18 protein-coding genes are annotated in these 20,996 nt (G+C 52.6%); 7 read left to right on the top strand and 11 right to left on the bottom strand.

Annotated elements, in window-relative coordinates:
• Positions 1-75: 75 nt before the first annotated feature.
• The 7 genes from BOW52_RS17940 to BOW52_RS15080 form a co-directional block, all read right to left on the bottom strand.
• Positions 76-1,614 (bottom strand): methyl-accepting chemotaxis protein, encoded by a 1,539-nt coding sequence (locus BOW52_RS17940; RefSeq protein ID WP_078484904.1) that lies wholly within the window; start codon positions 1,612-1,614, stop codon positions 76-78.
• Positions 1,615-1,647: 33 nt separating this feature from the next.
• A complete protein-coding gene (locus tag BOW52_RS17945) occupies positions 1,648-3,708 on the bottom strand; it encodes a methyl-accepting chemotaxis protein (RefSeq protein WP_078484905.1) in 2,061 nt (686 codons plus the stop codon).
• Between the two features lie 31 nt (positions 3,709-3,739).
• Positions 3,740-4,303, bottom strand: coding sequence for a chemotaxis protein CheW (locus BOW52_RS15060; RefSeq protein ID WP_078484906.1), 564 nt, complete (start codon positions 4,301-4,303; stop codon positions 3,740-3,742).
• 131 nt (positions 4,304-4,434) lie between these two features.
• The gene (locus BOW52_RS15065; protein WP_078484907.1) at positions 4,435-5,232 is read right to left on the bottom strand and encodes a chemotaxis protein CheA; all 798 of its coding nucleotides are present in this window, start codon (positions 5,230-5,232) and stop codon (positions 4,435-4,437) included.
• A 5-nt stretch (positions 5,233-5,237) separates the two neighbouring features.
• The gene (locus BOW52_RS15070; RefSeq protein ID WP_269087670.1) at positions 5,238-5,582 is read right to left on the bottom strand and encodes a response regulator; all 345 of its coding nucleotides are present in this window, start codon (positions 5,580-5,582) and stop codon (positions 5,238-5,240) included.
• A 218-nt stretch (positions 5,583-5,800) separates the two neighbouring features.
• Complete coding sequence (locus tag BOW52_RS15075) at positions 5,801-6,292, bottom strand: STAS domain-containing protein (RefSeq protein WP_078484908.1); 492 nt, start codon at positions 6,290-6,292, stop codon at positions 5,801-5,803.
• Complete coding sequence (locus BOW52_RS15080) at positions 6,289-7,044, bottom strand: ParA family protein (protein ID WP_078484909.1); 756 nt, start codon at positions 7,042-7,044, stop codon at positions 6,289-6,291. Before BOW52_RS15080 ends, BOW52_RS15075 begins: the two co-directional genes overlap by 4 nt.
• Positions 7,045-7,611: 567 nt before the next feature.
• On the opposite strand from BOW52_RS15080, the gene BOW52_RS15085 reads away from it, so the two are divergent.
• From BOW52_RS15085 to BOW52_RS15100, 4 genes are all read left to right on the top strand, one after another.
• Entirely contained in the window at positions 7,612-8,166 is a 555-nt protein-coding gene (locus tag BOW52_RS15085) for a hypothetical protein (protein WP_078484910.1), read from the top strand.
• A 134-nt stretch (positions 8,167-8,300) separates the two neighbouring features.
• Positions 8,301-9,038 (top strand): methyl-accepting chemotaxis protein, encoded by a 738-nt coding sequence (locus BOW52_RS15090; protein WP_456242908.1) that lies wholly within the window; start codon positions 8,301-8,303, stop codon positions 9,036-9,038.
• 196 nt (positions 9,039-9,234) lie between these two features.
• Positions 9,235-10,212, top strand: coding sequence for a cytochrome-c peroxidase (locus tag BOW52_RS15095; protein WP_078484912.1), 978 nt, complete (start codon positions 9,235-9,237; stop codon positions 10,210-10,212).
• Positions 10,209-13,439: an EAL domain-containing protein gene (locus BOW52_RS15100; protein ID WP_078484913.1), complete on the top strand. Its 3,231-nt coding sequence runs from the start codon at positions 10,209-10,211 to the stop codon at positions 13,437-13,439. The genes BOW52_RS15095 and BOW52_RS15100 overlap by 4 nt, the downstream gene beginning before the upstream one ends.
• A gap of 6 nt (positions 13,440-13,445) precedes the next feature.
• Here the strand turns inward: BOW52_RS15100 and galE are convergent, their stop codons facing one another.
• From galE to BOW52_RS15115, 3 genes are all read right to left on the bottom strand, one after another.
• Entirely contained in the window at positions 13,446-14,423 is a 978-nt protein-coding gene (galE, locus tag BOW52_RS15105) for a UDP-glucose 4-epimerase GalE (protein WP_078484914.1), read from the bottom strand.
• Positions 14,424-14,577: 154 nt separating this feature from the next.
• Positions 14,578-15,471 (bottom strand): chemotaxis protein, encoded by an 894-nt coding sequence (locus BOW52_RS15110; RefSeq protein WP_078484915.1) that lies wholly within the window; start codon positions 15,469-15,471, stop codon positions 14,578-14,580.
• 39 nt (positions 15,472-15,510) lie between these two features.
• Positions 15,511-15,987 (bottom strand): chemotaxis protein CheW, encoded by a 477-nt coding sequence (locus tag BOW52_RS15115; RefSeq protein WP_236725774.1) that lies wholly within the window; start codon positions 15,985-15,987, stop codon positions 15,511-15,513.
• A gap of 532 nt (positions 15,988-16,519) precedes the next feature.
• On the opposite strand from BOW52_RS15115, the gene BOW52_RS15120 reads away from it, so the two are divergent.
• The 3 genes from BOW52_RS15120 to BOW52_RS15130 are packed head-to-tail and all read left to right on the top strand — an operon-like array spanning position 16,520 to position 20,067.
• On the top strand, positions 16,520-17,146 hold the full coding sequence (locus tag BOW52_RS15120; RefSeq protein WP_078484916.1) for a 4Fe-4S dicluster domain-containing protein: 627 nt from the start codon (positions 16,520-16,522) through the stop codon (positions 17,144-17,146).
• A gap of 33 nt (positions 17,147-17,179) precedes the next feature.
• Positions 17,180-18,814 (top strand): FAD-dependent oxidoreductase, encoded by a 1,635-nt coding sequence (locus BOW52_RS15125; protein WP_078484917.1) that lies wholly within the window; start codon positions 17,180-17,182, stop codon positions 18,812-18,814.
• A 2-nt stretch (positions 18,815-18,816) separates the two neighbouring features.
• The gene (locus BOW52_RS15130) at positions 18,817-20,067 is read left to right on the top strand and encodes a complex I 51 kDa subunit family protein (protein WP_078484918.1); all 1,251 of its coding nucleotides are present in this window, start codon (positions 18,817-18,819) and stop codon (positions 20,065-20,067) included.
• A gap of 51 nt (positions 20,068-20,118) precedes the next feature.
• Here the strand turns inward: BOW52_RS15130 and BOW52_RS15135 are convergent.
• The coding region (locus tag BOW52_RS15135; protein WP_078484919.1) for a LysR family transcriptional regulator at positions 20,119-20,996 on the bottom strand (878 nt) is incomplete at its 5' end.

A 20,996-nucleotide genomic window follows, 5' to 3' on the forward strand; every position in this document is an offset into this window, starting at 1 on the left:
TCGTCGTTCGCTCGCGCTCTCAACTACGAATAGGCAGACGGCGTCGACTATCGCGGACTAACCGCCTTCGCTTCGCTATCCATGGCGGTCAGCGAATGAAACCTGGCTGATCAGGTTGCTGGCTTGATCCTCCATCGACTTACTTGCCGCTGCTGCCTCTTCTACCAATGCGGCATTCTGTTGGGTTACATCATCCATCTGTGTAATCGCGTTATTGATCTGATCGATGCCTGAGGCCTGTTCTGAACTTGCCGCAGCAATCTCAGAGACTATATCGGTCACCTTCTTCACCGAATCGACAATACCCTCAAGGGTTCTACCCGACTCATCAACAAGTGCAGAGCCCTGCTCCACCTTGTTAACGCTGTCTTCAATGAGGATCTTAATCTCTTTAGCGGCTTCGGCACTTCGCTGCGCCAATGTTCGTACCTCACCGGCGACTACTGCGAAGCCTCGCCCCTGCTCTCCGGCACGTGCTGCCTCAACCGCTGCATTCAGTGCTAACAGGTTGGTCTGGAAAGCGATCTCATCAATGACGCTGATGATATCGGCAATCTTCTTACTCGCGGTGTTGATCTCTGCCATCGCGGCGACAGCGTTTCCTACGACCTCTCCACCTTCAGATGCCTGGTCACGTGCGCTGGCAGCCAGCTGATTTGCCTGGCGGGCATTATCGGCATTCTGTTTAACCGTTGAGGTCATCTCTTCCATACTGGAGGCAGTCTCCTCCAGGCTGGAGGCCTGTTCCTCGGTACGCGCACTGAGATCGGTGTTACCCATGGCGATTTCATTTGAGGCCGAAGCGATAACATCGGTGCCTTCTCGTACTTCACTGACCACACTGTGCAGTTTCTCGTTCATGGTCTTGAGCGCACTCAACAGCTGTCCTGTCTCATCGGTGCTGACCACATCAACGTTTCTGGTCAGATCACCGTTGGCGATCGCATCTGCGGCCTCAATAGCAATACCAAGCGGTTTGGTGATTGCTCGAACCAGTATCCAGCCCACGGTTAAGGCTGCCAACAGACCGAGTACTATCAGTCCAATGGCAAAGTTACGAGTAGCTTCATAAGCGACAATCTCGTCATCGTAAACTTGCTTTGCCACAACAAGTTGTACAGCTATCAATTCACCAAACTTCTCTGATATAGGATCGATGCCGTCATACAGGTCACTGATTGTCCACTGCGACAGCCCTTCCATATCGTTACGATTGAGAAAGTCGATCAGCTCATCGAGATGTTCATCGGCTATCACCTTGAGCGGTTTGATCTCAGCAACCAGTCGCTCCTCATCCTCAACCAGGACTGTTCCGAGGTAGGCCTCCCAGGTTGAATTGATAGTGGAGGCTGCAGATTGAACATTCCTGACACCTTGATCAGGAGAGATGTTGCCATTGCGGACCTTGTGAGCAGTATCAACGACATTTACCGCGTACTCATCTGCGATAACCTTGAGGTCCTTTAACGGAACGACTCGATCCTTGTAAACACTCTCAAGCCCAGCAATGTTTTCCCCCATGCCGTGAAGCCCCATGTAGCCAATAACGACCATGAGCACACTAAGTAGAAGCAGCGTCGCAATTAATCTTGCTTTAATTGACACGTTTCTCATCTCTCTATCTCCAGTTTTGTCGTCGTTAAGACGTTAAAACTCTTCCCACTCATCATCACTTTCTGCTGCCTGCGGCGCACGGGCTGCAGGCTTGCGAGATGGTGCGGGTCGAGCCGCTGGTCGTGAACGCTGAACGGTGCGTTCTCGAGGTGCCACTGGCGCCTCTTGTACAAATGACTCACTAACCTTGAACTGACCAACCAGACTAGCCAGGCCGTGTGCCTCATCTTCCATGGATTTACTGGCTGCAGCTGCCTCTTCCACAAGTGCTGCATTTTGTTGCGTTACATCATCCATCTGAGTAATAGCGTTGTTGATCTGATCGATTCCAGAGGCCTGCTCAGAGCTTGCAGCCGCAATTTCGGAGACAATATCGGTCACCTTCTTCACAGAAGTAACAATCTCCTCAAGCGTCTTGCCCGACTGATCAACCAAGGCAGAACCTTGATCAACCTTAGAAACGCTATCTTCAATCAGGTTCTTGATCTCTTTCGCGGCCTCAGCACTGCGTTGTGCAAGCGTACGCACCTCACCCGCCACTACCGCGAAGCCACGTCCCTGCTCGCCAGCTCGCGCTGCCTCGACGGCTGCATTAAGCGCCAACAAATTGGTCTGAAAGGCGATCTCGTCAATAACACTTATGATATCGGCAATCTTTCGACTAGAGGTGTTGATCTCTGCCATTGCGTTAACGGCACTTCCAACCACCTCACCACCTTCACTCGCCTGGTCACGCGCACTGGCTGCCAGCTGGTTGGCCTGTCGAGCATTATCAGCATTCTGTTTAACGGTCGAGGTCATCTCTTCCATGCTTGAGGCGGTCTCTTCAAGACTAGAGGCCTGCTCCTCTGTACGAGCACTGAGATCGGTATTACCGGCAGCTATCTCACCCGTTGCCGTCTGAATAGATTCAGACATCTGACGAATCTGACTGACGATACTCTCAATTTTCTCGACAAATAGATTGAAGGCACCCGCCAGCTGAGCGATCTCATCACGCCCCGTTGCATCGAGACGGCTGGTCAGGTCACCCTCACCCTGCGCTATATCCTCCAGGGCATTAAGTGCCTGTCCCAGTGCACCCGTAATGTTTCTGGACATCAATACTGAAAGTAGCAGTGCCATACCAACCGCAACGATTGCTAGAATCAGATAGAACATCTGGGCTGTACTTGCCTGACCACGCAACTCACCAACCTGTTCAATCAATGATTCAGACAACCAGTCTTCAACCTTCTTCAGCTGATTGATCTTTGCCGTTTGAGTCTTGAACCAGAAGACAGAGTCGATGCCAAAACCGCCGCTCTGTGCATTCGCATTGGCAACTTTTCGCATGCGTACAACTTCAGCCACTGAAGAGTCACCCATCGCCTCTTTATAAGACTGTTTTGCCTCATCGGTTGCCAGAGAGAGGAATACGTTGGCATAGGTGTCCTGTTCGGTCACCAGACGGCTAAACTTGGCGTGAGCTCCGGGGCCAAATGCATCAGCAGCGAAGGTTCCTGCAAGGACTGCACGTTCGATACCGGCTCGTTCCTTGCCCAGCAGAAAATTGACGTATGCAGCAATATTGCGACTGATAACACCGTTATCCGAGAGCGCCGTCATCTCACCAATCAGATTAAGGAACTGACCATTGATACCGGTGTAGTAGCCAATCGCATCACCACCCTTGATGGTCTGAGCACTAACCGATGAGCGGATCGAATCGATCTGTCCCAGACGATTCAGCACATCATTCAGACCATTTTCAAATCCCCCACCGTATGCGCCCTTGTTGAACGCTTTCAGGAACTGATTCAGCTCATTTCGTTTCTGATCAGTATTATTTCTCTGTGCTGGTAATTCAGTAACAAACTTGGTGCCTTTGCTGCCCAGGAAACCGGCTGTTGCACCGCGCTCCTTCTGCGTCTCATGTACCAGTGCGCTGACCTTGACGGCCAATTGAGCCAATGGTTCCACCGACTCCATCTCAGCAACCACATCACTCTTGTCCATGACACTGATAATCGAGAAGTAGAGCAGTCCGATAACGGGCGCCACCAGCATGATCAGAATCTTTAATCTGATCGATAAATTATTGAGAAATTTCATTATTAAAAAAACCCCTTGGTCACTCGTTTTATTATTCTGCTACAACATCTGAAACAGCCGCCAGACTCTTCAGTTCACCTTCGGTCAACATCTTGTCTATATCGAGCAGCATTACCATCTGATCGGCAACAGATGCCAATCCCCGTATATATTCTGTACTCACCGCACCGCCAAAGTCCGGGGTCTCGCGGATATCTTCTGCAGAAACACTCAACACATCGGAGACCGCATCAACCACCATTCCAATAATGCGCTCTCGTGTCTCACTCCTGACCGACACGACGATCACTACCGTGACGGGAGTGTATTCAACGTTATCCATGTTGAAACGCATGCGTAGATCGATAATCGGTACTATCGTGCCTCGCAGATTAAGCACGCCACGCAGATAATCAGGACTGTTAGGAATACGCGTGACTGGAGTCCACCCTTTTATCTCCTGCACCCTTAAAATATCGACGCCATACGACTCTTCTCCAAGAACGAAGGTGAGATACTGATCTCCCGTCGAGCCGTGTGCGAGTTCACCAGAAATCTGCTGGGCAAGTTCCTGACGGCCTGCACCGGCTGTTAATTCTTTATTATTCGATGCCATCCTCTTCTCCTCGGATCACTTCTTTCTTGTGCGACCTGGTTTAGTCGGGGAGTCGCTATTTTTAAAGCCGCTGCTGCATCTTCTTCGTCGTTCGCTCGCGCTCTCAACTACGAATATGCAGACGGCGTCGACTATCGCGGACTAACCGCCTTCGCTTCGCTACCCAGAATAGTTGCGCCCGACAGGCCGTCCACTTTCTTGTAGTTTGCTTCAAGTGACTTGATCACAACCTGCTGCTGACCCAGTAGATCGTCAACAAAGAGACCAACCTGTTTGCCGTCACCCTCTACAACCACCAGCAGACCTTCGGTTAATTCCCTCACCTTGGTCTCGACGCTAAACACATCGGAGAGTCTGATGATGGGTAGGTACTCTCCACGTAGCTCGAAAGTCTCACCTCTACCGCCCACGCTCCGCACCGTGCCTGGCTTGATCTGAATCGACTCGATAATCGAGACCAGCGGTACGATGTAATGCTCCTTACCCACAGCCACTGTCTGACCATCGAGAATCGCCAGGGTCAGTGGCAGTCGTACCGTAATGCAGGAACCGACACCCAGTTCAGAAGTAATCTCGACACCACCACCAAGACTATGGATATTCCGGCGCACAACGTCCATTCCCACGCCGCGCCCTGAGACATCACTCACCACCTCAGCCGTAGATAAGCCGGGGTGGAAGATCAGCTCGCAGATCTGATTATGGGTGAGCTCATCGAGCGTCTCCATGAGATGGGTAAATTCGGCCACATCCCCCAGACCAAAGGTCGCACTCCCGCCCTTGATCGAGTGCGCTGCGCGAAAGATGGTGTTTATCTCTTCCGCATCGGCAGCACCGATATCGAGGTTGAGCAGGCCTGTCTCCATAATCTCCAGCCCTTCAAAACTCTCTTCATAGAAGGTCTGCAGAAACTGTGAGAGATCGGTCAATGTTCTTACCTCAATACCTTGCTGATCGTTGCCAGCAACTGATCAGGATTGAAGGGCTTAACAATCCAACCCGTTGCACCAGCGGCCTTGCCTTCTGCTTTTTTGTCTGCACCTGACTCGGTAGTCAACATCAGCATTGGCGTAAACTTATAGTTCGGCAGGGCACGTAGATTCTTGATCAACGTTATCCCGTCCATTATTGGCATGTTCACGTCGGTAAGCACCAGGTCAACCCTGCTCTTTTGCGCTAAATCCAACGCCTGTTCACCATCTCCTGCCTCAATCACAGTATGACCAGCCCCTTTGAGGCTAAAAGAGACCATCTGTCTCATTGATGCCGAATCATCCACTCACCCTTAACACTTGCGGTTTAGTTATCTCTTGAAAATCGGTAACGGGCTGGTCTCCGCACATTCGCTATGAAAGCCGATTGAAAACCAAAGGTGTAGCACCCGCTACTCGACTATTTATTGTTCTATTTGTTGGCCTACCATACCCCATACCCAATGAAATGTGTGGTAATCAATATTCTGAATCAATCTTAACGGTTCTGCAGCACAACACCTGCCTATGAAGGCCAGATTTCTTGATCTATACCAAGTAGTTGAGCGGATTCCCGCAGTGTATCTGGAACACCGCGCCACTCCACCTTCAACTCCCGCTTTGCGGCCTCTTGCATCAGTCCGCAAAGTAACTGCAATGCTGCGCCGTCGGCTGCTTCGACTCGCGAAGCATCGAGAATCACATCGCCCTCTGCAATCGCCTTTTTGAGCCTCTCATGTAGCTCCGCAACCCCCGAGATATGCAGGTTATCACCTAGATCGATCATATCGTCTCTCTCCTCCGTTGCCGCCGGTACTTCTTCTGCAGAAGTCGCAGCATCTTTCTCAGACTGCGGCGCCTCTTCGAGGATCTCGTCACTGCTACTATCATTGTCGACAACCGCCTGCTCATCGGTTGCCGGCTCCCCGCTCACATCGACCTCGATAATCTCTTCATCGTCTTCCTTAAGCCAGGCCAGTGGGTCGAACCCGACCATATCCTGTTCATCATCAATCACATCGTTCTCCCCAGCTCAAGATCTTGAGCGAGCTGCCTGTAGTCATTAGCACCGACACTTCTTGGTCGATACTCAAATATCGTTTTACCAAAACTTGGGCACTCTGCAAGCGCAGCGGTCTCCCTTACAGGTGTCGCCAGAACCCGCCCTGGGAAGTACTCGAGCAGTTTCTGCATCACATCACGAGCCAAACGCCTTCGTGGATGGAAGCGAGTCAGTGCGATATGAAGAGGAATCTTGTGTCCCAGCACCGACTCGACCTTCTTTAGGGTACCAATGAAATGTGAGAGGCCATGAAGCGAAAGATGGTCGCCATTGACCGGAATTAACACTTCTTTGGCTGCATAGAGGGCAAATATATCGAGCAAGCCGGATGCAGGCGGACAATCCATCAGGACATAGTCCTGATCTGTCAGTGACTCATTAATTACCTGCTTAAGCAGTTTACTCTTGGCCAGTCGTCCGTTGGTCATCTGCTCCACGGCATCGAGATTGGAGCCGGCAGGAACGAGGGTGAGATTGTCTCTTACATCCATAGTGACGGAGGAGAGAGACTCGTCAGCCAGCAACAGCCTATCAACGCCCGCCAACCTACGTTCATTGACACCCAGATAGGTGGCCAGATGTCCCTGTGGATCGAGATCGATCACCGTCACACGCTTGCCACTTCTCGCAAGCGCAGAGGCAAGATTGGCGGTTGTTGTTGTCTTGGCAACCCCGCCCTTCTGGTTAATGACTGCGATAACTCTCATTTATTGTTGTAAACCGCTAAGCCCCGCGTCGACTACTCAGCCAACTGTTCTAAATTACTATCGACCTCTGAGCGAAAAAGTACAGTATTTCGTATGCCATTGATAGCAGAGTCGCGTTCATCTCCATGACAACGCTCACTGCACGATCGGAAGCGAAGAGAACACCGATACAATCGATCCAGCGAGATGGCACTAAAACGTCGAGACGGCTTACGAAAATCTCGATATCACACAAACAATTCGACGTTTCACCCTCCAACAACTCGACCGAGAATCCCTCACGCCGCCCATTGCCTTCACATCACAGCCCCATTCACACGAAAATGGTGGGAGCTTATTAAGTTTGATCATGACAATTAAAGAATCGAGCTAAACGGTCCGACATATACAATTGAAATGGTATAGTCTGGCAGAAGCACTCAAAGCTGGTTGTATTGCGGAACAGCAATTTGCTGCCGACCAGCTCATAATTACAAATACAGGGTGTTATCTGCGGTTATCTGCATACAACGTTTGTCTAGGTTAACAGGTAGCAGTTAGAGCCATTCTAAACACGGGTGAGTTAAAGTGAAACGACTATCACGCTGGTTAGGCGAAGCAAAGAGCATTCAGCGCTATCTACTGCTGCTGATCATCGGTGCCAATCTGCTGCTAGCCGCCTTAGTTACGGCGGGACATCTCTGGAACAGCAGCACACTCGAAGAGATCACCACGGCTGATTACGTCTACGGTATGGACGATGAGGTGATGTGGATCACCCACACAACCTCCGACCTCTCTTCTCGTCTCTATTACGGCACTCTTACCAATACACTCTGTCAGGGATGCGACAGCCTTCTTGAGGAGGTCGACAGACACCACCAGCTATTCAATAGTAAGTACCAGGCATTGAAAGAGAGTAATGCTGAAGTCGCAGCACGAGTCGCGACATACCAGAGCAATCTCAATAGTGCCCTACTCGTTATGACCAAGACCGCGATTGAGTTTAGTCAGGCGCTCGAAAACAGACAGTCCGACAGTTCACTAACAACATTTGTAGAACGCCTTAATGAGGGAGAGAAACAACTGGAGGCTATTCTTCATCCCATGGCGTTGGACAAGAGGCTGAAGTCAATGAGGTGACCAGCCGAATCCAGGCGCTCAAGCAGGACACCGATACCATTGGGGAGAACACCCAAAGTGCAACTGAGCAGGCAACCACTGCCTACGGTCGGAGTGAGAAGGGTCTTTCGATCATGCAGGAGACCAAGAGTTTCATGCAGCGCCTTGATCACGAAGCGGGCGAAACCGTTGAGAAAATGGAGCGCTTTGCGGGCAGCGTAAACGACATCAGTATCGTTCTTGAGGTGATCAACAAGATCGCTGGCCAGACCAACCTGCTAGCCCTCAATGCCGCGATCGAAGCTGCACGAGCGGGAGAAAATGGACGTGGTTTTGCCGTCGTTGCTGATGAGGTACGCAATCTTGCTGTGCGCACTCAGGACTCCACCCAGCAGATCAACACCATCATTGATGAGCTGAAAAATAACGCCGACGACACACAACAGGCTCTGAACGGTAATCGTGAACACACCAGTGAAGCACTCACCAAGGTCATCGAGGTGGCCTCAGAACTTCAGGAGATCGACACCGCAAACCGTCAAATCGCTGAGATGAACCAGCAGATATATGAAGCAGTTGGACATCAGTCATCTATCACAACCGAGATCAACAACAATACGGTCAATCTGACCATGACCACGAAACAATCTGAAAACAACGCCATCTCAATGGAATCGCTCGGTTCTGAGCTAAACGAACTGGTCGCGCAACTTAACACCTCACTCTCATCATTCAACATCAGCAATGACATTGAACTCTCTAATCTGATCAGTATTGAGCCGGTAGCCTCCACACCGAGTAATGCCTTTCAAGAAAAGAATAGACCGGCCCCTCAGGCCTCTTCCAAGCCCGATCTTGTCGATGACGACTCAGGTGATATCGAACTATTCTAACTAGCGCACATTCGAGTTGCTCCCGCGTTCAACAGACCACTGACAACCACAATATATCCAAGGAAAATTATTGCCTTAGATCGCCTTTAATATTAGTATTAACTAATGGATCGGCGATAATTGACTCATCGCCAAATATTAAGGAGTGTGGAGTCGCCCACAGCTTGCGACGTTTTATTTCATCCGGGTCACATCAATGCTACGCAGTGTAGAAGATCGCGTACAATTTCTAGTCACCTTTCTCCTAGCACTCCTTCTTCCTGCTAGCCTATCTGCCAATCCGCTTGCAGAGCCCATTACCCCCGTTCCCCACCCTGTATTCAGCGATCTTGAGATCGAAAAGATAGCGCTCGGCAAACAGCTCTTCCACGACAGACGTCTCTCCAAAGACAACTCCATAAGCTGTGCCTCCTGCCACAATATCGATAAAGCTGGCATCGATGGAAACAGCATCTCCACGGGGATCAATGGCGCAATGGGTACGGTCAACGCGCCGACCGTCTTCAACAGTCGTTTCAACGTCGCTCAGTTTTGGAATGGACGTGCAGACACCCTTGAAGAGCAGGCATCCGGTCCGGTACACAATCCCATTGAGATGGGCTCCACCTGGAATGAGGTACTGATCAAACTTCGTGACGATGCTGCCTACGCCAGTAAATTCAATCAGATCTATAGCGACTTCATTACATCTGACAATATCGTTGACGCCATTGCCACCTACGAACGCTCGCTGGTAACAGTTGATGCGCCATTTGATCGCTACCTCAGAGGTGAGGAATCGGCAATACCGAAACGAGCCCTAGAGGGTTATCGTCTATTCAAATCGTATGGCTGTATCGCCTGCCACCAGGGAGTGAATGTCGGTGGCAATATGTATAGCCGCATGGGGGCGATGGACCTCTACTTCACTAAAGTAGAGGATGAGAGTGATCTGGGTCGCTTCTCTGTAACCGGAAATGAGGCTGACCGCCACGCTTTCAAAGTACCAAGTCTAAGGCTCGCGGTAAAAAGCGCCCCCTACTTCCACGACGGTTCCATTGCCACCCTTGAAGAGGCCGTCAGCACCATGGCTCGATATCAACTTGGCCGGGAGATTTCCGACCAGGACACCGCGCTGATTATCGACTTTCTACACTCACTGGTGGGCAAGCCCTACGAGGTGCCTGAGCAGTGAAACAGGAACGTTTCATCACCATAGCTGCAATACTGCTCCTGCTCTCGATTGTCATGGCGGGACACTTCCTGATGCAACAGAACCTTGCCAGTGAAGAGTACACCGCCAGGATGGAGCTGCTTCAGCGTGCCAATCAGCTCAATACCCAGCTCGACCGTGATGTGCAGCGCATTCTTACCCTGCGCCCACACCACTACGACTCAGTTGTTGAAACCGTTAGCCAGATTCGAGCCAACCGCAAACTGATCGGTTCAACTGATGTCGGACTACGCGGCATTATCGACAAGCGCTTTGATTCCCAGATAGATCAGTTTCTCGAGAGCAGTCAACTTAAAAGCGAGATTCTCGAACGAATAAAGCTGGAGGCGGCACTGCTCAGGAACTCGCTCCAGTATCTGCCAGGACTCATTGATGAACTGCACACTGAGACCAAATTCAGCACCTCTGACTTTGGCACACACCTGCTCGGCGCCTTTCTCAACTACAACCTATTTCCCAGCAGCGATCACCAGCAGCGTCTGGAGCAGCTAATCAAGGATTTAAAGGTGCCGGTATGGACAGAGAGCCTTCACAAGCTACGCAGCAGCATCCTGCTCCATCTCACAGCCAACATAAAACATCGTGAACAAATATCTTCCCTGATCATCGACTATGACCAACTCCCCAGCAGCCAGCTGTTGGCACAGGTACGTAGTCGTTACGAAAGCTTCTACAAGTCTCAATCAGAGCACTTCTACACCATCAGTCAGATACTGATCGTACTGGTACTGAGTCTGATTGCCGGGCTTACCTACACCCTCTATCAGATACGCATAGCCCGTGCCGCAAGCGACAGCGCCAATCGCCAGCTGCACGACGCCCTGGAGAGCATCTCTGAAGCCTTTGTCCTGTTCGATGACGACAATCGCCTGGTACTCTGGAATCGCCAATATGCTGAACTTTTTGGTGAATCTGCCGATCTGCTTCAGCTCGGTGTGAGTCAGACGGAGCTGGCAGAACACTATCTGGAACGTGGCGATTATGCCGCCAACAGCAGCATGCTCAATGACCTGCTGCTCAACAGTAGCAGTGAGGTTGGTGGTAGCGAAATTCTGGTCAATAACTGCCACTATCTGGTTAACAGCAGCACCATCTCAACGGGTGGCATCGCAAGTGTCTATGTCGATATCACCGAGCGCATCGAGATGGAGCGTAAGCTCTACGGTCTGTCACAGGCGGTTGAACAGAGTCCTGCCTCAATCTTGGTCACCGATACCAAAGGCAACATCGAATATGTAAATCCCAAGTTCGTCGAACTGACTGGCTATAGCGAAGAAGAGATCATCGGACAGAATCCACGCATTCTCAAATCTGGCAAGACCAGTAGTGAAGAGTATAAGCAGATGTGGAAGACGATCGACTCTGGTGGCGAATGGCGTGGTGAGTTCCTCAACAAACACAAAAACGGCGACCTTTACTGGGAGTTCGCATCAATCTCAGGCATCCGGGATAAAAATGGTGAGATCACCAACTATCTGGCGGTCAAAGAGGATATCACCGAGCGTAAACAGGTTGAGGAGCAGCTTCGAATCGCTGCTGCAGTATTTAATACCAGCAACGAAGGTATTGTCGTTACCAACGCCGACAACCAGATCATGGCGGTTAACCCGAGTTTCACAAAAATCACCGGTTATCGCAGTGAAGAGGTGATCGGTAAAAACCCCAACCTACTCAACTCCGGACAGCACGGTCCCGAGTTTTACAATGAGATGTGGGTACAGCTGCAGGAGAAGGGGTACTGGGAGGGTGAGATCTGGAACCGAAGCAAATCGGGCGAGGTCTACCCCGAGTGGCTCTCACTCTCGGTGATCAAAGATGATGAAGGCAATGTTATTGAGCACATCGCCATCTTCAGCGATATCACCCAGCGCAAAAACGCCGAAGAGAAGATCCGCTGGCAGGCCAATTACGATGCCATCACCGGTCTGCCTAACCGCACCCTGTTCCGTGATCGCCTCTCATCGGCCATCAGCAACGCCCACCGTGAGGGATGGACCTCGGCGCTGCTCTTCATCGACCTCGATCACTTCAAGATCGTCAACGATACTCTGGGACACGCCGTCGGCGATGATCTGCTGAAACAGGTCGCCGAGCGTTTAATCGACTGCGTACGCGAGGCGGATACCGTTGCGCGACTCGGCGGTGATGAGTTCACCGTAATTCTGCAAGGGATCAACCATAGTGACGATGCTGCCGCCGTGGCACAGAAGATCATCAACAAGATTTCTGAACCGTTCATTCTCGAGGGTAATGAAACCTTCATTGGTGCAAGTATCGGTATTACCCTCTACCCCGATGATGCCTCTGATGCTGATGATCTGATCCGTAATGCCGACATGGCGATGTATCGCGCCAAAGATGCGGGACGCAATGACTACCGCTTCTTCACCTTTACTATGAACGAGCAGGTATTCGAGCGCATGCAGCTGGAGAAAGATATGCGCGCAGGTCTTGAGCGCAATGAGTTCTTCCTCGAATACCAACCAATTGTCGATACCGTAAATGAACAGACGGTTCATGCCGAGGCACTAGTACGCTGGCAACATCCAGAGCATGGTCTGATACCACCCGATCGCTTTATTTCGCTTGCAGAGGAGTCTGGCTTGATCAACCAGCTCGGCTGGTGGGTACTGGAAAACGCCTGCGCTCAGGCCAAACAGTGGAGCTTGAACGGCTACCCGGTCGGCATCTCCGTCAATCTCTCTTCTCGGCAGATCAAGGCCGGATTGAGTTCGGAGAAAATCGTAACGATGCTGAATGAGGTCGGACTCGAACCTACTCTGCTGACACTTGAAATCACCGAAGGGCTGCTGCTTGACGATACCGAAGAGACACTGCTCTGGCTCAACACCATCAAGCAGACCGGCGTGAAACTCTCGGTCGACGATTTTGGCACCGGCTTCTCATCACTCAGCTATCTGAAACGTTTCCCAGTCAACATCATCAAGATCGACAAGGGTTTTGTTCAGGACGTCACCCACGACCACGATGACGCCACTCTGGTGAAGGCGATTATCGGCCTTGCCGAAAGTTTCAATATCAATGTGGTAGCTGAAGGTGTTGAGACCGAGGGACAGCTTAAATTCCTACGACAGCACAACTGCGACATGATCCAGGGCTTCTACTATAGTCGTCCCCTCGCCGCAGAGAACCTGCTCGGCTACCTCAAACAGGGTGCAGCAGCTTAAAGACTATCAGGCCTTCCAGTGGTGCAACTCCCACTGCCAAGCGTGTTCAATAATAGTATCTAGCGCACTGAATTCTGGCTGCCAACCGAGTTCAGTAATAGCCCGCGATGCATCCGCCACCAGTATGGCTGCATCACCATCACGCGCCGGGCAATCCTCTATCTGAATCTCACGCCCCGTGACACGCACCGCTGCATCAATCAGCTGCTGAACAGAGTAGCCATTACCGTTACCGAGATTGTAAACACCACTCCCCTTCCCAGCCTTAAGCCAATCGAGCGCCAGTAGATGGGCACTGCAGAGATCAACCACATGCACATAGTCACGAATGCAGGTGCCATCATCCGTCGCATAATCACGCCCATAAAGCTGGATCGATTTATGTCGTCCAGAGGCGGCCTGGAGTACCAACGGAATCAGGTGGGTCTCGGGTTGATGTCGCTCCCCCAACTGATGCCCTGGATCCGCTCCAGCCGCGTTAAAGTAGCGTAGCGAGATCGATTTCAGAGCGTAGGCACGATCGTAATCCTGCAATATCTGCTCAACCATCAGCTTCGAACGTCCGTAGGGGTTAATCGGCGTTGTGGGGTGTGCTTCATCGATCGGCGAGTATTCGGGTTCACCGTAGACAGCGGCAGTAGATGAGAAGACCAGCTCTTTCACTCCGTGGCTCACCATCGCATCGAGAAGATTCAGCGTTGCGGCTACATTGTTCTGATAGTACTCAGCGGGTTCAACAACCGACTCCCCGACAGCGATGAAGGATGCAAAGTGCACCACACAATCAAACGAGTGCTGGTTCATCAGCGTATCTAACAGACCGCGATCACCCAGGTCACCCTCAACAAACTCTCCACCAACAACGGCATCGCGATGGCCGTTACAAAGATTATCCAGCGTTACTACCTGATGGCTCGCTGCAAGCAGCATTTTGACCATGTGCGAGCCGATATATCCGGCTCCACCGACGACTAAAACCTTCATACTCAGAACTCGTTATCCATTCATTTGGAACGCAACACTATAACAGCGGAGATAATCGGGATAGTTAGGGCAACACAGTACAAGGCCAAGCCAAGCCAACGCAACGCGTCAGACGCCCAACAAACAAACGGAATGAGTAAAACGTACTAAAGGCTCAGGAGAGTCCCTTGATAACTGCCTTGATCAGCTCATCGGCAACAAACTTGGTCAGGATGTCGTTGGCGCCACAGGTGGTCGCCTTATCCTCATTGATCGCACCGTTAAGTGAGGTGTGCAGCAGCACATAGCTGTCGGAGAATTCAGGATCATTTCTGAGTTCACGGGTAAAGGTATAGCCATCCATCTCCGGCATCTCGATATCGGAGATAATCATATCGACACCAGCGCCATTATCACCCTCATCACTCGAGAGCTGACGCAGTTTTTTCAGTGCCTCAACCCCATCCTGGGCCTCGATGGTGACAATACCGACGCTATTGAGAGTTTGGTTGATCTGGTGTCTCGCCATACGGGAATCGTCGATCAACATAATGCGCTTACCTTCGAGTAGCGCAGCCTGGTTGCCGTCGAGACTAAGGTCGGCCGCTGTTACCACCTCTGAACCGACCACCTCACCAATGATGCGTTCAACATCGAGAATCTGCACCAGCTCCTTTTCGATATCGGTCACACCCGTGATGTAACTACCCAACCCACTCCCTTTGGGCGGAGGAAGAACATCCTTCCAGTCGCAGACCGCAATTCGATCCACCTTACTGACGAGGAAACCAATCATGACACGGTTAAATTCCGAGACGATGACTGAGGCATCAACATCCTCACTCTCGGGAAGTGGTGCCAGGCCAACGGATTGAGAGAGATCGATAATAGTGAGCGTCTCGCCACGGAGGTGGGAGACACCGCGTACAGCGGGATGACTCTCAGGGACATGGGTCAGTTCGGGACAACCGATGACCTCTTTGACCTTGAGAACATTGATACCGTAGCGCTGTTTGCTACCGAGATGGAACAGAAGTAACTCAAATCTATTCTCATTCGCCGCTTCCATCCTACCTCCGCAGGGTATTGAGATCTGTTGCTAGTAGAGTTAGAGGCTGTTGAGTTCCATCATCTCTTCCTCGGTCAACATCTTGTTGGAATCGAGGAGAATTAACAGACCACTTTCACGATTGCTCAATCCACTGATGTAGTTAGCCGTGTTGCCACTGCCGGTATCGGGAGCAGGCTCAATATCGGCCGCGTTAAGCTCAGCCACATCATTAACACTATCGACCAGGAAACCGATCACGGTATCTGCAGTTTCGAGAATCAGGATACGTGAGGAATCATCCGCCTCATGTATCGGTAGACCGAAGCGGGTACGGGTATCGATAATTGAAACAACATTGCCACGTAGATTGATAATTCCGAGTACATAGCCCGGTGCGCCGGGGACAGGAGAGATTTCAGTGTTGCGTAGCACTTCACGCACCTGCATCACATCGATGCCGTAACTCTCATCAGCCAAGCGAAAAGTCACCCATCGCGAAATTGGGTTCTTCTGTGCTTCAACCATTTGATTCATTGCCCTACTCCCTCGCCTCAGCTCAAGATTTAGTTATTGCCGCTCCGACCATCGTGAGATAGAGCCTGCATTCATTAAAGACCTCATAAGATAAGGCGCTTCACCACCCAATCGCAACAACAATTTATCCTTCGGACGTGGAGAGCTAGTACTCTGATTCGAGAAAACTGAGACACCCACTCGGGGAGTCGCTATTTTTGCGGAAGCTTGTTTTGGGCGTCCAAGCCCAAGCAAGCGGCAAATACTTAACGCGACCGTTTATGCCTACGGCGCCCGCTATCCATGGCGGTCAGCGGGAGCATTGCGATAACACCCATCGTCCGTTTGAGCGGCAACCTCAGTGGAAACTTTAGACAAGTTAGCAGAGTGTTGCCATCACAAACCGCAGTAACCTGAGAACAGAAAGTGATTATCCGGTTTCTCGAATAGCCGCAATTTCTGTAGAATTACCCTATTCAGCAGCGGGTATCGCTGTCACCACATAATAAGACCGACTGGTTTAGACCCCGTCCACTCGTGAGTTAATGTAATTATGAGTAACACAAGCGAAGAGCTGGTACAGCTCACGATCAACGGTAACGAGATCACCGCCCCCTCCTCACTCTCAGTGATTCAGGCGCTCTGGCACGCCGGTTACCCGCGGGTGAAGAGCGTTGGCTGCCTTGAGGGTGTCTGTGGATCGTGTCGCGTCCTGGTTCGTCGTGAAGATGATGCCGATGTCTCAATGGAACTCGGCTGCCAGACCCTGGTTGAGAATGGCATGCAGGTGATCTTCCTGGTCTTCCCCACGCCAACCCACCACACCTACCAGCTCGATGAGATAAAGAACTCTTGGGATGTGCAGGCACAGTTCCACCGCATCTTCCCCGAGGCACAGGATTGTCGTCACTGTGGCGGTTGTGTGAAGACCTGCCCCAAGGGTATCGATGTCGAGCATGGTGTCAGGCTCGCCAACAAGGGGCGTTTCAAGGAGGCAGGCGATCTCTTTATTGAGTGCATCATGTGTAACCTCTGCATGACTGCCTGCCCGGAGCTGATCTCACCCAACCACGTTGGGCTATTCTCACGCCGGGTGACCGCATACTTCCACATCCGCCCCTCTAATCTGATCAATCGTCTCGAGGCACTTCGCACCGATCAACTGCAGATCATTAAGTAGTCCGTTACCAGAGATCGGACGATAAAGAGAGCTATGAGTAAAGGCACCCCCTACAAAGAGGCACTGGCACGGTTTCAGCAGGTTCACGGCACCGCTCATGAACTGCCAGACACATCTGTCGATGTTGATGCCCTGCTACGCGACCACCATCCCGACCATCTCGGCGGTTCGATTGTCGACCTGGAGGTCGGCGCCAATCGCGGTGAACGTTGCCACCGCCAGCTGGCTGACATGCTGCAGTCCAATGCTCGCATCGACGAGGCCGATCTGGCCGGCGCCAAGACGGTCGAGACCGATGTGCTGATCATTGGCGGCGGTGGCGCCGGTTGCGCTGCCGCACTGACCGCTGCCAAAGAGGGTGCGCGGGTCATTCTCACCACCAAGCTGCGCCTGGGTGACAGCAACACCGTCATGGCCGAGGGCGGCATTCAGGCCTCCATCGACAAAGATGACACCCCGCAGATCCATTATGACGATACCCTTCGTGGTGGCCACAACCTGGCCGATAAGGATCTGGTCGCGAAGATGGTCCTGGACGGCCCCGATGTAATCCGCTGGCTGATCAAACAGGGCATGCAGTTCGATGTCGACGAGTTTGGCGACCTGCTCACCCGGCGTGCTGGCGGCACCACCGCCGATCGTGTCGTCTATTTCCGCGACTACACCGGCCTTGAAATGATGCGCGTGCTACGTGAATCGGTGCTCAACCGTGAGATCGAGGTGTGGCACTACAGCCCCGCCGTTGAGCTGCTCTCCGATGAGCAGGGCCACTGCGCTGGTGCCGTCATTACCGATCTGAAAAAACGCCGTAACGTACTGGTAAAGGCGAAATCGGTGATCATGGCGACTGGCGGCATCGGTCGCATGCACCTCAACGCCTTTCCCACCTCCAACCACTTCGGCGCGACCGGTGATGGTTTGGTGCTCACCTATCGTCTCGGTGCCCAGCTACGCGACCTCGACTCTTTCCAGTATCACCCCTCGGGCCTTGCCTACCCGCACCACCTGGCCGGTACCCTGATTACCGAGGGTGTACGTTCTGCCGGGGCGCAGATGATCAACGCCGAGGGCCAACGTTTCGTCGACGAGCTAAAACCACGCGACCACGTATCCTCTGCCATCATTCGTGAGTGCGCTGAGGGACGCGGTGTTGATGCGGGTGAGAGTGGTATCGGAATCTGGCTCGATACACCCGGACTCGATCTGCGCAACCCCGGCATCATCAACAAACGTTTTCCCAAGCTGGTCCAGCTCGGCAAAAAGAGCGGGATCGATCCAGCTAAAACACCGCTGCTCATCTACCCCACCCTCCACTACCAGAACGGTGGTGTAGTAATCGATGAGAACGGCCAGACCACCGTACCCAACCTCTACTGCGTTGGTGAGGTCAGTGGCGGACTACACGGCAAGAATCGCATGATGGGTAACGCGCTGCTGGAGATCATCAGCTTCGGCCGTCGTGCCGGCCATGTTGCGGCACAGAGCGGCTATCAGCGTCGTCACAATAAGGTCTCAATCGCCCATCTTGGGCCTATGCAGCGCGACCTGACCCTGGCCAAGATGCCGATGGATCTGCAGGGGCCAATGCTCTTCCCCGACTACGCAAAATTCGATTCTGATGCTGAATATGAAGGGTTACGTAAAACCCGCAACCGGGAGGAGGAGTGACCATGGAGCGACTTAACCAGGTACTACTCAACTCGGATAACCGTATCGGCCCCGACCTTGAGGCGTGGCTTGCAGGTAACGGCGGAAAGGGTCTGGAGCGAGCACTGCAGATGGAACCCCCAGCGATCATTGAGATGATCGAGCAGGCGGGCCTGCGTGGACTCGGCGGCAGCGGTTTTCCCACACACAAGAAGTGGGGCTTCGTTGCGGCCCATGCGGGTACCGGCGAGAAATACCTGATCTGCAATGGCAACGAGGATGAACCAGGCACCTTCAAGGACCGCATTCTGCTACATGAGTGCCCCCATCAGGTGATCGAAGGTGCCACGATTGCCGCATTGGCAACCGGCATTAACCGCGTCGTCTTCTATATCAACCCTGAGCAGGAGAGCTCACTCGAGTCGATGCGCCGCGCCGTCGCCCAGTGGCTCGACTCAAACCTCTATAGCCAGCTCTCCGATCACTACGAGGGTGATTTCGAGTACCGCGTGGTTGAGAGCTCTGGCTACTATATCGGTGGCGAAGAGACCGCCGCAATCGAATCGGTCGAAGGGAAATTCCCCTTCCCTCGTGGCAAACCCCCCTTTCCTGCAGAATCCGGCGTACACGGCTGCCCGACCCTGATTAACAATATCGAGACCCTCTCCAACGTCTCGCACATCCTGCGTAACGGCGTCGAGTGGTATCAGGAGTTGGGACTGGGTGAGACCTCGGGCACCAAGATCTACTCACTCAGTGGCGATGTACTCAAACCCGGCGTCTACGAGCTACCGATGGGAATCCCACTTGATGAGCTGATCAACGACTACGGCGGTGGCATGCTGATGGACAAGCAGCTAAAGGCGGTCTTCACCGGCGGCCCCTCCAACACCATCCTTACCCCCAAGGATCTCGATGTACCGCTCGATTTCGAATCGGTCGCCAAGCGCCGTTCGGCGCTGGGAACCGGTGCGATGATCGTCATCTCCGAAGGCACCGGTATCGTCAAGCGGGTGACCGAGTACATCAACTTCTTCGCCCAGAACTCCTGTGGACAGTGCCCACCGTGCAAGACCGGCACCTACTACGTCGCGCTTCTGCTCGGTAAGATCGACACCGGCGAGGGGAGCCGCGCCGATCTCGACGCACTGATCAACCTCTGCAAGATCCTGCCCGGCAGTGGCCGCTGCCACCTGCTCGATGGTGCGATCAAGGTACTCGACAGCTCGCTCTACCACTTCATGGATGAGTACGAACGCTCGCTGGCCTATTAAGGTTTGGGGGTGTCTAGCTAAAGGTCACACCCAACACCTATTCCCTGCTACCTAGATCTTCACCTGCATCGCCTCATTAACCAGGTGCTGCCCCTCGGTCTGCAGGAACTCGATAAAGCTCTGTGCTGCAGGCGAGAGATTTTTCTCTTTGCGATGAATCACATTCCAGCGACGGCGCAGCGGGAAACCCTCCACTTTTAGTACCTTGATCTGTCCTGCAGCGATCTCCAGGCGTAGGTTATGCAGCGACAGGGCTGAGATGCCCAGTCCCGCCATTACCCCCTGCTTGATTGCCTCAGCACTACCGAGCTCCATATAGGGGTTGATACTGAGCCCCTGATCTTCAAAAAACTCCTCCACCACCTTGCGATTCCCCGAACCCGATTCACGCACTAGAAAACGCTCCTCGGTCAGCTGCTTGAGGGTGATCTTGCGTTTGCTCGCCAACGGGTGGTTGGGGCTGGCTACCACGGCGATGACGTTCTCCAGAAAGGGAACCGCCTCGACATCAAGGTCATCGGGGACATGCCCCATGACGTAGAGGTCATCCTCGTTATCCCCAACCCGCTCCAGCAGACTGGCGCGGTTGGCCACCTTAAGCTTTGGCTCCACATCGGGGTAGCGACGAAGAAAGGCACCAAGCAGATGGGGCAGGAAGTACTTTGCCGAGGTCACCGCAGTCACGGTGAGGGTGCCGGCAACCTCGCCGCTGAGAGAGTCGATGGCACCATCTAACTCTGCCAGTCTCCCCAGCACATCCTTACTGGCATCGTAGAGCTCGCGCCCGACCTCGGTGAGGGTAATACGACGACCAACATGTTCAAACAGAGCCTTACCGACATTCTCCTCCAACCGCTTGACCTGGATCGAAACGGCGGGCTGAGAGAGGTGGATCTCCTCGGCAGCTCGAGTAAAGCTTTTATGGCGGG

Origin of the sequence: Solemya pervernicosa gill symbiont (assembly GCF_002020875.1) — a bacterium.
In the GTDB taxonomy this organism is placed as follows: domain Bacteria; phylum Pseudomonadota; class Gammaproteobacteria.